General features: G+C 37.2%; 11 protein-coding genes, 1 tRNA gene and 1 other annotated feature. Of the genes, 6 read left to right on the forward strand and 6 right to left on the reverse strand.

What is annotated here, in order from left to right:
* Window positions 1-20 precede the first annotated feature (20 nt).
* Together R2R35_RS23020 and R2R35_RS23025 are read left to right on the forward strand one after the other, a co-directional pair.
* Window positions 21-950, forward strand: coding sequence for a glycoside hydrolase family 113 (locus R2R35_RS23020; RefSeq protein WP_317732190.1), 930 nt, complete (start codon window positions 21-23; stop codon window positions 948-950).
* A 92-nt stretch (window positions 951-1,042) separates the two neighbouring features.
* Window positions 1,043-2,209 carry a glycoside hydrolase family 88 protein gene (locus R2R35_RS23025; protein WP_317732191.1) on the forward strand — a complete coding sequence of 389 codons (1,167 nt, stop codon included), beginning with the start codon at window positions 1,043-1,045 and terminating at the stop codon, window positions 2,207-2,209.
* A gap of 327 nt (window positions 2,210-2,536) precedes the next feature.
* On the opposite strand, the gene R2R35_RS23030 is transcribed toward R2R35_RS23025, so the two are convergent.
* Both R2R35_RS23030 and dpsA read right to left on the reverse strand, forming a co-directional pair.
* Entirely contained in the window at window positions 2,537-3,124 is a 588-nt protein-coding gene (locus R2R35_RS23030; protein ID WP_317732192.1) for a dipicolinate synthase subunit B, read from the reverse strand.
* 35 nt (window positions 3,125-3,159) lie between these two features.
* Window positions 3,160-4,047: a dipicolinate synthase subunit DpsA gene (gene dpsA, locus R2R35_RS23035; RefSeq protein ID WP_317732193.1), complete on the reverse strand. Its 888-nt coding sequence runs from the start codon at window positions 4,045-4,047 to the stop codon at window positions 3,160-3,162.
* 255 nt (window positions 4,048-4,302) lie between these two features.
* Window positions 4,303-4,542 (forward strand) — a binding site (T-box leader).
* A 242-nt stretch (window positions 4,543-4,784) separates the two neighbouring features.
* On the opposite strand from dpsA, the gene R2R35_RS23040 reads away from it, so the two are divergent.
* A complete protein-coding gene (locus R2R35_RS23040) occupies window positions 4,785-6,785 on the forward strand; it encodes a class I tRNA ligase family protein (protein WP_317732194.1) in 2,001 nt (666 codons plus the stop codon).
* A gap of 126 nt (window positions 6,786-6,911) precedes the next feature.
* Here the strand turns inward: R2R35_RS23040 and R2R35_RS23045 are convergent, their stop codons facing one another.
* The 3 genes from R2R35_RS23045 to R2R35_RS23055 form a co-directional block, all read right to left on the reverse strand.
* Window positions 6,912-7,169, reverse strand: a complete 258-nt coding sequence (locus R2R35_RS23045; protein ID WP_317732195.1) for a hypothetical protein — start codon at window positions 7,167-7,169, stop codon at window positions 6,912-6,914.
* A 294-nt stretch (window positions 7,170-7,463) separates the two neighbouring features.
* Window positions 7,464-7,886 (reverse strand): hypothetical protein, encoded by a 423-nt coding sequence (locus tag R2R35_RS23050; protein WP_317732196.1) that lies wholly within the window; start codon window positions 7,884-7,886, stop codon window positions 7,464-7,466.
* Between the two features lie 934 nt (window positions 7,887-8,820).
* A complete protein-coding gene (locus R2R35_RS23055) occupies window positions 8,821-9,873 on the reverse strand; it encodes an MBL fold metallo-hydrolase (RefSeq protein ID WP_317732197.1) in 1,053 nt (350 codons plus the stop codon).
* Window positions 9,874-10,181: 308 nt separating this feature from the next.
* Between R2R35_RS23055 and R2R35_RS23060 the strand changes: the two genes are divergently transcribed.
* Window positions 10,182-10,254, forward strand: a tRNA-Ala gene (locus R2R35_RS23060).
* A gap of 520 nt (window positions 10,255-10,774) precedes the next feature.
* Here the strand turns inward: R2R35_RS23060 and R2R35_RS23065 are convergent.
* Window positions 10,775-11,338 carry a TetR/AcrR family transcriptional regulator gene (locus tag R2R35_RS23065; RefSeq protein ID WP_317732198.1) on the reverse strand — a complete coding sequence of 188 codons (564 nt, stop codon included), beginning with the start codon at window positions 11,336-11,338 and terminating at the stop codon, window positions 10,775-10,777.
* Between the two features lie 246 nt (window positions 11,339-11,584).
* Between R2R35_RS23065 and R2R35_RS23070 the strand changes: the two genes are divergently transcribed.
* Both R2R35_RS23070 and R2R35_RS23075 read left to right on the forward strand, forming a co-directional pair.
* Window positions 11,585-12,217, forward strand: coding sequence for an FMN-dependent NADH-azoreductase (locus R2R35_RS23070; RefSeq protein WP_317732199.1), 633 nt, complete (start codon window positions 11,585-11,587; stop codon window positions 12,215-12,217).
* Window positions 12,218-12,249: 32 nt separating this feature from the next.
* Window positions 12,250-12,894, forward strand: a complete 645-nt coding sequence (locus R2R35_RS23075; protein WP_317732200.1) for an NAD(P)-dependent oxidoreductase — start codon at window positions 12,250-12,252, stop codon at window positions 12,892-12,894.
* The last annotated feature ends 45 nt before the right edge of the window (window positions 12,895-12,939 follow it).

Raw genomic sequence — 12,939 nt, forward strand, 5'->3', positions numbered from 1 at the left:
AAGAGGCAGAAGTAAGAAATATGGAATTTATTAAGGGTATAACCTTTGGGTCCTTTGCATTAAAGGGAAGTTTTGAAAAAGCAGCAGCGAAGGAAAGCTTGGCTAAGATGAAAGAAAGAACAGGTGCGGATTTTGTTATCCTTGTACCTGCCGGAATGCAGGAAAAGGCATACTCAGAAGAGATAGACTATACCTCCCATCATACTCTTTCAGGGGAAGAAATAAAAGAAATGATTTATTATGCGAAAGCCTTAGGACTTCGCGTTGCTTTGAAACCTACGGTTAATTGCCTGGATGGAACCTGGAGAGCTCATATAAACTTTTTTGATAATGAGGTGCACTGCGAGCCCAAGTGGAGCAAGTGGTTTAAATCTTACACAGATTTTCAGCTGCATTTTGCACGTATTGCACAGGAAACCGGTTGTGAAATGTTTATTGCCGGCTGTGAAATGGTTATGTCCCAGAGAAGGGAAGCAGAATGGCGTAAATTAATCGGGGATATCAAAGGGGTATTTCAGGGGCTGGTATCCTATAATACCGATAAATACCAGGAGGAACATGTAAGCTGGTGGGACTGCGTTGATATCATATCCTCCAGTGGATATTATCCCAAAGGACATTGGGAGCAGGAGCTTGATCGTATCGAGAAAGTCGTAAAGAAGTTTGGTAAGCCTTTTTTCTTTGCAGAAGCTGGTTGTATGTCTACCGCAGGGTCCTTGCATGTTCCAAATGACTGGAATGTAAAAGGAGAAGTCGATTTACAAGAGCAGGCAGATTGGTATCAGGAGATGTTTGAGACTGCATCCAAAAGAGACTGGGTATCCGGCTTCGGTTTATGGGACTGGGCATGGCGGCAGTATCACATCGAGGATGCAGATAAAGATGGCGGTTACGATATCTATGGTAAACCGGCTGAAAAGGTAGTGAAGGATTTTTATACTGGGAAGTAAGCTGGATTTATAGAAAATTATAAATAGGAAAGAGTATCTGATAGATGTCTCAGTATAAATAAAGGCTGTGACAAGGGATAGAGGATCAACAAATGAGACTGTTTGAGGAGAAAGTATCAATTAGTGAAAGTGAAATTGACCAGGCAATAGATTTTTGCATAACACAGGATAAAAAAATACTCCCGGGTTTTACACACAAGTTCAAAAAGGCATACAGCGTCGATAATTTTTATGAAGGTACAGAGAACAGAGATTGGACAACAGGCTTTTGGACAGGAGAGCTTTGGCTGGATTATGAAAATTCCGGAGATGAGGCGTTTAAAGAAGCTGCCAATATACAGATAGATTCCTTTCTAGACCGTATTCAGCAATTGGAGGACGTGGATCATCATGACATGGGCTTTCTATTTTCACCTTCCTGTGTTGCCGGTTATAAGTTAACCGGGAATGAAAACGGTAAGAAAGCTGCTTTGTTGGCAGCAGACCACCTAATCAGCCGCTACCACCCCGTTGGTGAATATATTCAAGCCTGGGGAAGTATGGATAGCCCGGATAACTGCCGTTTGATCATAGATTGCTTATTAAATCTGCCGCTGCTTTACTGGGCAAGTGAGATAACCGCAGATGTAAAATACCGGGACATAGCAGAAAAGTATATTCATACAGCCTTAAAAAATGTTATAAGAGAAGATTATTCCACCTGGCATACCTTTTACTTTGATCTGAATACTGGAGAACCTTCCCATGGTGCCACCTGTCAGGGATACCGGGATGGATCAGCCTGGGCTAGGGGACAGGCCTGGGGAATCTATGGAATTGCACTAAGTTATGGTTATACCAGAAAGGAAGAATATCTTGACCTGTTTCGGAAGGTAACAGACTTTTTCTTACTAGCTCTGCCGGAGGATATGGTTCCATACTGGGATCTTGAGTTCAAAGAAGGCACTGAACAGCCAAGAGATTCCTCCTCAGCATCAATAGCAGCCTGTGGAATGCTGGAAATGGCTAAGTTTTTAGAGGAAGAAGAAAAAGCCTATTATAACGGATTGGCTGGGAAAATTCTGAAATCCCTGTATGATAATTACGCTGTGAAAGATCATAAAACCTCTAATGGACTGGTACTTCACAGCACCTATTCGAACCGTTCGCCTTATAATACCTGTAATCATTACGGTGTAGACGAGTGCAATACCTGGGGAGATTATTTTTATCTGGAAGCACTGACCCGGTTAAAAAAGGACTGGAAATTATATTGGTAGCTGGATGCATGTTGGTGAAATTAATAAACGAAAACTGTATTGATAAGAAATTTATATTAAGATATATTCATTTAAAAGTAAAATTTGAAAATTAGTAAAAAACTTAAATTAATGAGGAAGAGATATTATCGTAAGCAAAGAATAGAAATAGGTAAGTATGAGAAACAAAATAGGAAAAGTCTGTGAAATAAAACGGAAAAAGTGGTAGAAAAAAAGAGAAATAAATAATACAAAAATTAGAAGCATAGAAAGAAGCTGCCGATTCCTGTGTAGATTTGAAGGAATAAGGGCAGCTTCTTTCATTAAGTTATCGACAGACTGTAATTATTAGAACGGACTTATAACAACAGGCTGCAGCTGTTTACCTTCCAGTGCACTTTCGATGGTGAGGGTAAGCAGATGAGTGTGTGCTATCATAGATTTTGGCTTACCGTTTGGACTATCCTGGCCGAAGGGGACGAAATAGATATTTTTCTGATTCAGAAGATTTCCGATGTTTTGCAGATTATTTCCAAGCGCATCATTGGTTGCAATAGAGATAACAAGTGGTTTATTATTTCGAATATGGGCTTTTGCAGCCATGAGAACAGGCGTATCGGTAATGCCGTTTGCCATTTTAGCCAGGGTGTTTCCGGTACAAGGGATAACAGCCATAATATCAAACATATCTTTTGGCCCGATAGGTTCTGCATCCTCTATGGTTGTTATAGGAGTATGGCCGGTAAGGTCCACAAGTCTTTTATAGAAATCCTCTGCCTTTCCAAAACGTGAGTCTATTTTCTGAGAGTTAAAGGAAAGGATAGGATATACATTTGCATCTTCTCTTAATAGTTTCTCGATTTCTTCAAAGGTTTTATCAAAGGTACAAAAAGAACCGGTTAATGCAATACCGATATTTTTATTATGCAAAGACATATAAATACCTCACTTTCAGAAACAAAAGCTTCAGGTTACAATTGAACGAGCTTAAGTTCACTTAAATCACTTAATAGATATTGGGTTAAATAAGCCGCACTGGCTTTGGGAGCATATTTACCCGGCAATCCAAGGGACAATCTGGCATTACGGGTTAATTCTTTAGCGACAGCAAAATCAACACCACCAGGTGCTGAAGCGATATCAATTATTACGACCTCATTTTTGGTTTGTTCCAGCAATTCTCTGTCCAGTACCATTGCCGGTATGGTATTAAAGATATAATCGTATTGGGAAATATAATCAGAAATATCAGAAAGTGCTATTGCGCCAAAGGAAGAGGTCCTAGCCTGAGAAAGTGCAAGAGGAGATCTGGCTGCTATATCAATGTGATCGCATAGACCCTTTAATTTTTCACCAAGAGTTTTTGCACATCTGCCATATCCTAGAATTAAGCAATTGCTGCCATGAAGGTTTCCGCCACTGTGAATGATTGCTTCTGCTATTGTGCCTTCTGCAGTTGCAATGGTGTTAAACAGTGTTACTTCCTCCTTCTCCATATAATCATTGTAATAAATCTGGTTAAGGTCACAAAATTCCTTAATACTGTCTGTAAAACAACCACCATAGAGTTTATGGTCTTTTTTTAAGTGACTGCACAGAATTTCAGGGGTTAAATCTGGTTTGGAATCCAAAGACAAAATATGGATACCATTTTTTGTGAATGGAATGGGTGTAAGGATAACTTTACTGGAATCTATTGCTTGGGCTAAAGATTTCGCATGTTCTATACCAGCTGTTGTGCTAAGGTTCTCCAAACCATATAAGAGTACAGAAAAACCTCTGGATACCAAGTCCTCAGCCATAAAAACCTGCCTTAAATCCCCGCCGATAACGGCAAAATCGTAAGTCATAGGATTCATAAAGAGCCTCCCCAGGGATGTAATAATGTTTTAGATGTTTCAATATATGGTATTTTCGGAAAAAAGTTCGTTTATCTGGAGAAGGTCTTTCGGTCAAATTGGAGGATAAATCGACAGAAGAAATGAAGTACTGAAAGAAAAAAGAAGAAAGAAACAAATTGAATGTCCGGCAAAGATAGAATTAATAAAAAACACAGAATCAATTGAATTAGACCTTGACAATAATAATTATTATGCATATACTAAATTTAAATTGAAAAGGCTAGGAAGAGGGAAGTACTTTTTTGAAAGCTTACAGAGAGCTCCAGTTGGTGGGAAGGAGCAGTGGCAGAAAGACGAAACAAGCCTCGGAGCTGCATACGGATCGGGCTTTTCTATGCTGTGATGCTATGACGTGGGTTCACGTTACAGAACCGGAGTATGTTTGTACTTAAGGAGGTTAATATGGCGACATATTAACAAAATAGGGTGGTACCGCGATAATTCGCCCCTGTAATATTAATTGCAGGAGGTGTTTTTTTATACTCTTTTTTAAGCTGCAGGAGATATAATAAATTAGAGATTATTAAAATAGTTTCGTAGATTATTGGTATTTTGAGGCTGAAGTTTATTAGTAGTTATTTTATTATTATCATATTATGAAAGAAAGGACGCCTGGATGATACTTTAAAAGGTATTAAGCGTATTAACCGACTTATTTAAGCGAATAGGTTTTCAAAGGTTAATAAGGTATTGTTATGAAAAATTATGAAAACAGACCCGAATTCCCTAAACGGGCAGTAATAACGGCAGGAATGCCATATGGAAATAAGGAGCTGCATTTCGGACACATAGGCGGTGTATTTGTTCATGCGGATACTTTTGCTAGATTTTTAAGAGACAGGATTGGTGCGGAAAATGTTATTTTTGTATCCGGTACAGATTGTTATGGTTCGCCTATCCTGGAAAGCTTCCGAAAACGAAAAGAAGAAAAAGGAGAAACCTACAAGGAGACCATTGAAGATTATGTAAGAAAGAATCATAATCATCAGAAAGAAACCCTGAATGCCTATGAAATCAGCTTAAATTTATATGCTGCATCGAGTCTTGACAGAGCCGGAGAGGTACACAAAGAGGTATCAGAAGAAATTTTCGAAACTCTGTATAAGAATGGTTATCTGGAAAAGCTGGCAACTCCTCAATTTTTTGATCCTGATTTTGGCGTATTCCTTAACGGCAGACAGGTTGTGGGAAATTGTCCCATTGAAGGATGCGCCTCTGAAAAAGCTTATGCGGATGAATGCTCCTTAGGACATCAGTATATGCCAAGTGAACTTATTAATCCCAAAAGCACTTTGTCTGGGAAAACTCCTGAGGTAAAAGAAGTAGGTAACTGGTACTTTAAACTGGACGAATGTACCGAATGGTTAACTGAATATGTAGCAAAAGAAAGAAAAGGAAACACCCGAAAATACATTCTAAAAACCATTGAAGAGTTCTTAAAACCACCTTGTATCTATGTGAAAAAAAGTGAGTTTGATAGAACAGGAACGAAAGAAGAAGAAGTAACCAGATTGTTACCTTCTCATGAAGTATCAAAAGAAGATAATAAAGCGTCAATAACTTATATATTCAAAGATTTGCAGGATAGAGATGAGGCAAGAGCAGTATTGAATACAAAAGGAATACGTTTTCGAACGGGTAAGACTTTAGTACCCTTTCGATTATCCGGAAACATCAGCTGGGGTGTTCCAGTACCGGATAGAGAAGATATGCAGGGGCTGACTTTCTGGGTATGGCCGGAATCTCTTTGGGCACCAATTTCTTTTACCAGAACCTATCTGGAACAACAGGGGAAGGAACAGGAGGAATGGAGAGACTGGTGGGAAAATAAAGATGCAACAGTATATCAATTTATAGGTGAAGATAATATTTATTTTTACGGAAATGCTGAAATGGCTTTATTTTCTGCTTTACAGACTACCTATGGAGAAAAAGCAGATATTGATCAATTTGTTGCACCTCATCTGATTGCCAACAGGCATATTTTATTCATGGATAAGAAAGCGGGAAGCAGTAGTGAAATTAAACCTCCAATGGCTAGAGAACTACTGGATTTCTATACTCCAGAACAGTTGAGAATTCATTTCTTAAGCCTTGGGTTGGCCTCTAAGAGCGTAAGCTTTAAACCTCAGGTGTATCTGCCTGAAAATGAGAGAGAAGGTGTGGACCCGGTATTGAAGGAAGGAAATCTGCTAACCAATGTATTCAACAGACTCGTACGGTCCTGCTTCTACACAGCTCAAAAATATTATGATTCAAAAATACCGGATATCGCAATCAGCGAAGAGGTGCGAAAGGAATCAGAAGAAGCTGTTTTAACCTATGAGCGGCATATGTATAATCATGAATTTCATAGTCTGACTTACGTTCTGGACTCTTATATAAGATTCATGAATAAATACTGGGTAAATAATATGAGAACAGCAGAAACGACGGATAATGATACATTGCGTAAACAGGTCCTGGCAGATTCACTTTATGGCGTACGTATTGGTGTACTGCTGCTGCACCCCATAGCTCCCACCGGCTGCGAAAGGATTCGTGAATATCTGTCCATAGATGAAAAACTGTGGGATTGGAAATATGCATTTTCTGTTTTAAATGATCTGATAGCAGATAAGGAAAATCACAAATTAAAGTTCTTAGAGCCAAGAGAGGATTTCTTTGAAAAACATGAGAAACAGTTAGAGGCTTAAATTATTTCATAAAAAGGACTGCATAGGATGTAATTTAGCAATGGGGCAGGAATCCGATGCCTTTTGATAAGGAACACATTTATTCTACATCTGGCAGTCCTTTAATAGGTTTCATTTTAACTCTTTTTAAGGAATGGATGTAATATTCGTGATACTAGCGTCACCTTGAATAGGCTTATAAATTTCAACCAGAGCAAAATAAGCTGTACCATTCCCGTTTTTTGGTTCTGCAATGGTTAAGAAACGGTAGTTGGTACCGTTAACTATCTGGGTAGCAACTGCTACGGGAATATAAAAGTAATCATCCTCCATGTCCATGGTACGATAGAAGATATAAGAGTCGTAAGGACTAATGTAAGCCTGATAATTCCAGCCTCCGGGCATTATAATAACCTCAAATGTTTTATTATAATATATGCAGTTGTAAATGGAATGATTAAGTTATGGCTTCCATTCTGTAAATGATGATTACAATGACATCAGGGGATACAAGATGCATAAGAATATTCAAAGACACTATAAAACGTATGTTGTGGTGATAGCATAAATGTATTGAGAATATATTTGTACTGATACATTTGTACTGAAAATACATTTTTATTGTAAGTGGCGTTTAGTCAGCATGAATTACTTGTAGATTTAAGTATTCTTAAGAATCGTACAGATAGTGATTTTTTGTTATACGGACCAGTCATAGAAATCAATATTATGCCAATAAACAGGATATGCATTACCGTCATAAGTGAGGAGATGATAATCGATTATCATATCTTTTCTGTCATTACGCTTACTTTCTTTAATATTATGGCCAAAGTAAGTTTTAGGACCTGAAAAACGGCTGTCCAGGGTATAGATGAACATATTGCCATCATATTCAAGGATACTTTTGGTGGATAACTCAGGAGAATCAAAGCTATAGATAATTATTCTGATTTTGTCAGGGATTCTATTGGAAGCATTGTCAATAAAAAGAAAGAAGCGTTCCATATTAAAAGGAAGAACGATACTTAATACAACATCATTATTCTGTATAGCAGTTTCTATTGGGTATACCCTGGGTAATGAAATAATTTCTTCCTTGTGCCTGGTATGATAATCCATAAGATACCTTATGTGCTTTTTTACATTCTATGGACTGGGACAAGATAATATGTGACTTTCTTTCAGAGGACTAATGTGATTATAGTTTTTTGTTTAAGAGATATGCTTCGTTGATTTTTTGTATAATTTCGGTGTTAAAATCATACGCAAATTCATATAGTTATTTAAACAAAAAAATACCCCCGGAGGGATGATCCGGGGGTATTTCAATCCGATTTGCTATTACTTCTTTTACTCTAGACAATTGCATTATATTACAAGTTAGGACAAAATAAAACAGTATTTTTGTCCTAGTATAAAATCAACAATCCTTTATCAGTGGTGATTATACTATAAGGTTTATGGTTTAATATACATTGAAAATAACACTAAAGTTTTGGAAATAGGATAATACAAATCTATTAATTACTGAAGAAGTTCTTCTAAATAATTCTTAAAGATAATATACAGAAGGTTTAGAAGCTGAGGCTATATATAAGTTTATAGGATTTAACGAATTTATTATGAGTAAGATTAAAAGAAATAAGTCCCGACTTGCCAATTATAGTATTAATTAAAACTATTAATTGGATAAAATGGTAACTATAACCAATGTAATTTTTGCTTTTAAATGTTAAAATAAGATTGCATTGTAGGAGATGCATATAAATACTAAGCCTGTATGGATTTATGTATAGGTTTAGTGAAGCTTTAATAACCCGGAGATAACCTCCGGGTTATCCATCAATGCAGCTTGTGCGTAATTTTAGAGCAATTAATGTTTAATATGAAGTAAATGATCTATAAAGAAATGCTATTTTTCTATTGCAAAGACGTACATGTATAATCAATTTTCCAGGAAGTTGATTATTACAGATAATCTCTGTTCTGCTGGATAAATATATGGGATATAGTGAAAAAGCCCGAAGGGATAACCCTTCGGGCATATATGGTACTAATTGGTATCGTTAGTATAAAAACTTAAAGATGTATCTTCAAGATATACAGAGGGAGCTTTAAGCCGTATTGCTATCGTACAGAAGTCCGATGCTGTATTGGTATAATAAACCATCCCGTATTTTCCTTTCGTAATCATACCAGGTAGTCTGTTGTATGATAAATCGGTAGTTGCAAGGGTATAGGAAGGATTTACAGCTGCTATAAATGATGGCTTCTGATAATCAGGGATACCATGATGCGGTGCCTTTAAGATACTGCAGGTACTTATTTGAGAATAACAATTATCTACAAGATCCTGTTGTGGAGTCCAGGAAATATCACCTGTAAATAACATGGCTTCTCCATTTTCATATGTCAATTTAAAGGTTAGAGAGTCATTGTTAAAATTAGCAGGTACATCAGCAGGATCCATACCGGGAACAATATAGGAATCCCATTTATTTAACCAAGTTACAGTAGTGTTACCATCTAATGTAAAGTTGGCGATGGGATTTGTCCTGGTAGGGAATATCCATAATCCATCCCCGGAACCAAACAGTTCATTTGCCTTTGTTGCAACAGCTACTGTATCATAGCTCGATAAGTTGAATTCTTCAGAACTACGATTTAAGTATCTTAAGATTCCATTAATAAACATAACATAATTTGTACGCCGTTGAGGTGTCAATGTATTTAATTGAGCAGAAGTGTATTTCCGACCATATATATGATCAATTGTGCCATTGTGGTTTTTGATATAATCAATTACATCTAAAAAGGAACCGACGTGATCAACATCATAATGAGTAATGACCAGAGCTTTTAAATTGGTTACATTACGTGATGATAACATGTTAATTACTTTTGTGCTATCGGTCGACAGGCCGGTATCAACAAGCATGAACTTACCGTTCTTACTAATTAAAAATGAATCAGCTTCACCAATCCGTGCAGCATCAACATATAATGTAGTTGTTACAGTTATTGGAAGACTGGCAGATACTGTGATAGGCGCAACAAATAAAGAGGTCACGATAAATAAGCAGATGAATATTTTGAATTTTTTCATATGTACCACCTTTCCTTAAAAAAGTTGACCAATTTGACTGTAAATTACATATTAAATACTTCTCCGGATCAATCTTTAATATATTACATAGTTTAACATTAATAACACTGGTGGTAAATGGGCAATTATGTCTAATTATGTAAGGATAGCATGAATTATCTTGAGTGCAATATTAGTTATTCATTCATAGATGGTTGCTGATAAATGAAATCTTAAAAAATAATTTTAAGCTGTTATAAAAGATGTGACTTAACGGTTAAAAAATATCTTGAAAAATGAATTAAATCATGGTATATTAATATTTGTCTGGGGCATTAGCGCAGTTGGGAGCGCACCACACTGGCAGTGTGGGGGTCAGGGGTTCAAGTCCCCTATGCTCCATCTTTAAAAGTCAGTAATATTAAGGGTTATAGAGTTTGAAGTTATGAAAAAGCACTCAGAGATGGGTGCTTTTTTCATGGCATGTGGTTTGTTTGGGCTTTATTCTAGCAAAATATAGAACGCAGGCGCTGGAACTACAACCGTTCGAATTGAAGTCTTGTGCATAAGACCCTTTGTTATCTGCACTTTATTTACAAGGCTGGTAGACTTATTAATATCTACAGAGCAATCACTAAAGTTTAAGTCATTCCAAGTTAAGGCTATCATTTCTCCTCTTCGCAGACCAGCGAATAAAGCTAAGCTAAAATAGACTTTGAGTTGAAGCGGAATTTCTCTTGTTTCTATATACTATGGGACGTGGTATTTTGTACCTGTATCGTCTATACTCCACTTAAACAATAAGCCGCAGGCATGAAAGCTTGTGGCTTAGATTATAACTTATAGGGACAGGACGCTTGATAAATCAAGGACAAAAAAGGCACATTTTCAGTTATGAAAATGTGCCTTTTTTGTCCTTGAACTAATGGCCAACCCCGTACATAACGTAAGGAATAGCCAATTTTATATATTCCTCTGGTGGCACACTGTTATTGTGTTGCCAATCAACCGAAGCCCCGAAAATTCCCCAGCTCAACATGACTGCAGCAATTCTTATAGATTCATCGCTGACAGTAGAGTTTTGCTTTAATAACATTTGGTAAAAAATATTTTCCAGTTCTTTTTGAATAAATTCTTCAATTGTTGTTTTAAAAGTCTCGAAGCCGCTTCGGCATTGTTTGGATAAAGTCGATTGGAAATTTGTGATAGACAGGAAAATATTAATGATCGATGTTGGGTTCAGTTCTTTATACTCAGCGATTTCGCTAAACACGTTGGTCATAAATTCTTCTTTCATTACTTTATCCAATAAATCATATTTATCAATGAAGTGATAATAAAAAGTGGCACGATTTACTGTAGCTTCTGCCGTAATATCATTGATGGTGATATCCTTAAATTCTTTTTTCTTTAAAACGTGAATAAATGCATCCATGATTAATTTACGTGTACGTATAATGCGTGGATCTATTTTTGTTTCAGCCATAAGAAAACCCCATTTCTATCATTTTTCTATACATCATTAACGCAATGTTGGATATACAACAATTTCTTAAAATTGTTGGTTGAACTATCTTTGAAATATAATATAATTCAACTATACAACATATGTAGTATAAACGAAAGCTGATAAAAAAACAAGAGATATATAACTGATTCGAAAGCGAACAAAAGACTCGGAAAAGAAAGCGACTTAATTTATCAAATATTACAATTATAGGAGGTCATTTTTATGGCAAATGTATTATTCGTCAAAGCTAACGACAGGTCCGCAGAACAAGCGGTCAGCGTCAAAATGTACAATACTTTTTTGAAAACGTATAAGGAGTTACATCCGGAGGATACCATCAGGGAGCTCGACCTTTTTAGCGCAGAGCTGCCATATTTCGGTGATACAGCCATCTCAGGACTTTTCAAAGCAGCAAAAGGATTGGAAGCCACTTCTGAAGAACGGCAGGCTGCGGACATTGTGAACCAATATTTGAACGAGTTTCTGGCCATGGATAAAGTCGTTTTCACATTCCCTTTATGGAACTTAACGGTTCCCGCCCCTCTCATCACTTATATCTCATATTTGTTGCAAGTAGGGAAAACGTTCAGATACACAGCAGAAGGCCTACCAGAGGGACTCGTTGGCGACAAAAAAGTTGCTCTTCTATGTGCACGCGGTGGAGACTTTTCAACGGAATTTGCAGCCCCGTTGGAGATGGGTTTAAACTACGTCAAGAACATACTCGGTGTATTGTTGGGTATCAAAGATCCTGGGATTGTCGTAATAGAAGGACACGCCAAATATCGGGATCGCGCTGCGGAAATTATCGAATCCGGATTGAGCAGAACGGCTGAACTGGCAGCAAACTTTTAAAAAAGTCCAACATTAAGGGGGGGAAGAGGATTATGAACATTACCATTTTTGGAGCGAGCGGTGCAATCGGTCAACATCTTATGCGATTAGCATTAGACAAAGGAGATTTTGTTACGGCATATGTTAGAAAACCCGAAAAAATCAAGCTGAATCACTCCAACCTGAGGCTTATAACGGGGGAACTCTCGAACGCATCAGCTATTGAAATGGCAGTTTCGGAAGCGGATGCTGTGATCAGCACATTAGGACCTCCGTCTGATATGTCACGAAAGCTTAGAGGCACGCCCGTCGCTGATGGACATGAGCTGATTATCAAGGCGATGAAGAAGTTCAACAAAAAAAGGTTGATTACGCTTGCGACGCCGGCCTTACAATCTGAAGACGATAGGAAAAACTTATCGACGGTGGTACCAAGAATATTGGCTAAAACCTTTTTGCCAAACGGTTATGCCGAAATGAAGAAGCTGGAAGGAATTATTAAGTATTCGAACGTGGATTGGACAGTCGTTCGAATTATTAATCCTAATGTTAAATACAAAGGGCAATCTTATGATTATTCATTCGGGGATCGGCCAGGTAAATTGTCCGTATCCAGGGAAAATGTGGCCAAATTAATGTATGACGCCGCTCGACAAAACCAATTGATTGGGAAAATGCCCATTGTTTATAATAATTAAATCTGCTCTGCTTTAAAACGAAAAAAAAATTGGATATATTATGGT

Origin of the sequence: Anaerocolumna sp. AGMB13020, assembly GCF_033100115.1 — a bacterium.
Taxonomy (GTDB): Bacteria; Bacillota; Clostridia; order Lachnospirales; family Lachnospiraceae; genus Anaerocolumna.

Excerpts from the sequence above, each read along its gene's own strand:
- R2R35_RS23050 (WP_317732196.1), bottom strand. The coding sequence starts at position 7,886 with ATGGATTATCATACCAGGCACAAGGAAGAAATTATTTCATTACCCAGG.
- R2R35_RS23075 (WP_317732200.1), top strand. The coding sequence starts at position 12,250 with ATGAACATTACCATTTTTGGAGCGAGCGGTGCAATCGGTCAACATCTT.
- R2R35_RS23070 (WP_317732199.1), top strand. The coding sequence starts at position 11,585 with ATGGCAAATGTATTATTCGTCAAAGCTAACGACAGGTCCGCAGAACAA.
- R2R35_RS23020 (WP_317732190.1), top strand. The coding sequence starts at position 21 with ATGGAATTTATTAAGGGTATAACCTTTGGGTCCTTTGCATTAAAGGGA.
- R2R35_RS23025 (WP_317732191.1), top strand. The coding sequence starts at position 1,043 with ATGAGACTGTTTGAGGAGAAAGTATCAATTAGTGAAAGTGAAATTGAC.
- dpsA (WP_317732193.1), bottom strand. The coding sequence starts at position 4,047 with ATGAATCCTATGACTTACGATTTTGCCGTTATCGGCGGGGATTTAAGG.
- R2R35_RS23065 (WP_317732198.1), bottom strand. The coding sequence starts at position 11,338 with ATGGCTGAAACAAAAATAGATCCACGCATTATACGTACACGTAAATTA.
- R2R35_RS23045 (WP_317732195.1), bottom strand. The coding sequence starts at position 7,169 with ATGCCCGGAGGCTGGAATTATCAGGCTTACATTAGTCCTTACGACTCT.
- R2R35_RS23030 (WP_317732192.1), bottom strand. The coding sequence starts at position 3,124 with ATGTCTTTGCATAATAAAAATATCGGTATTGCATTAACCGGTTCTTTT.
- R2R35_RS23055 (WP_317732197.1), bottom strand. The coding sequence starts at position 9,873 with ATGAAAAAATTCAAAATATTCATCTGCTTATTTATCGTGACCTCTTTA.
- R2R35_RS23040 (WP_317732194.1), top strand. The coding sequence starts at position 4,785 with ATGAAAAATTATGAAAACAGACCCGAATTCCCTAAACGGGCAGTAATA.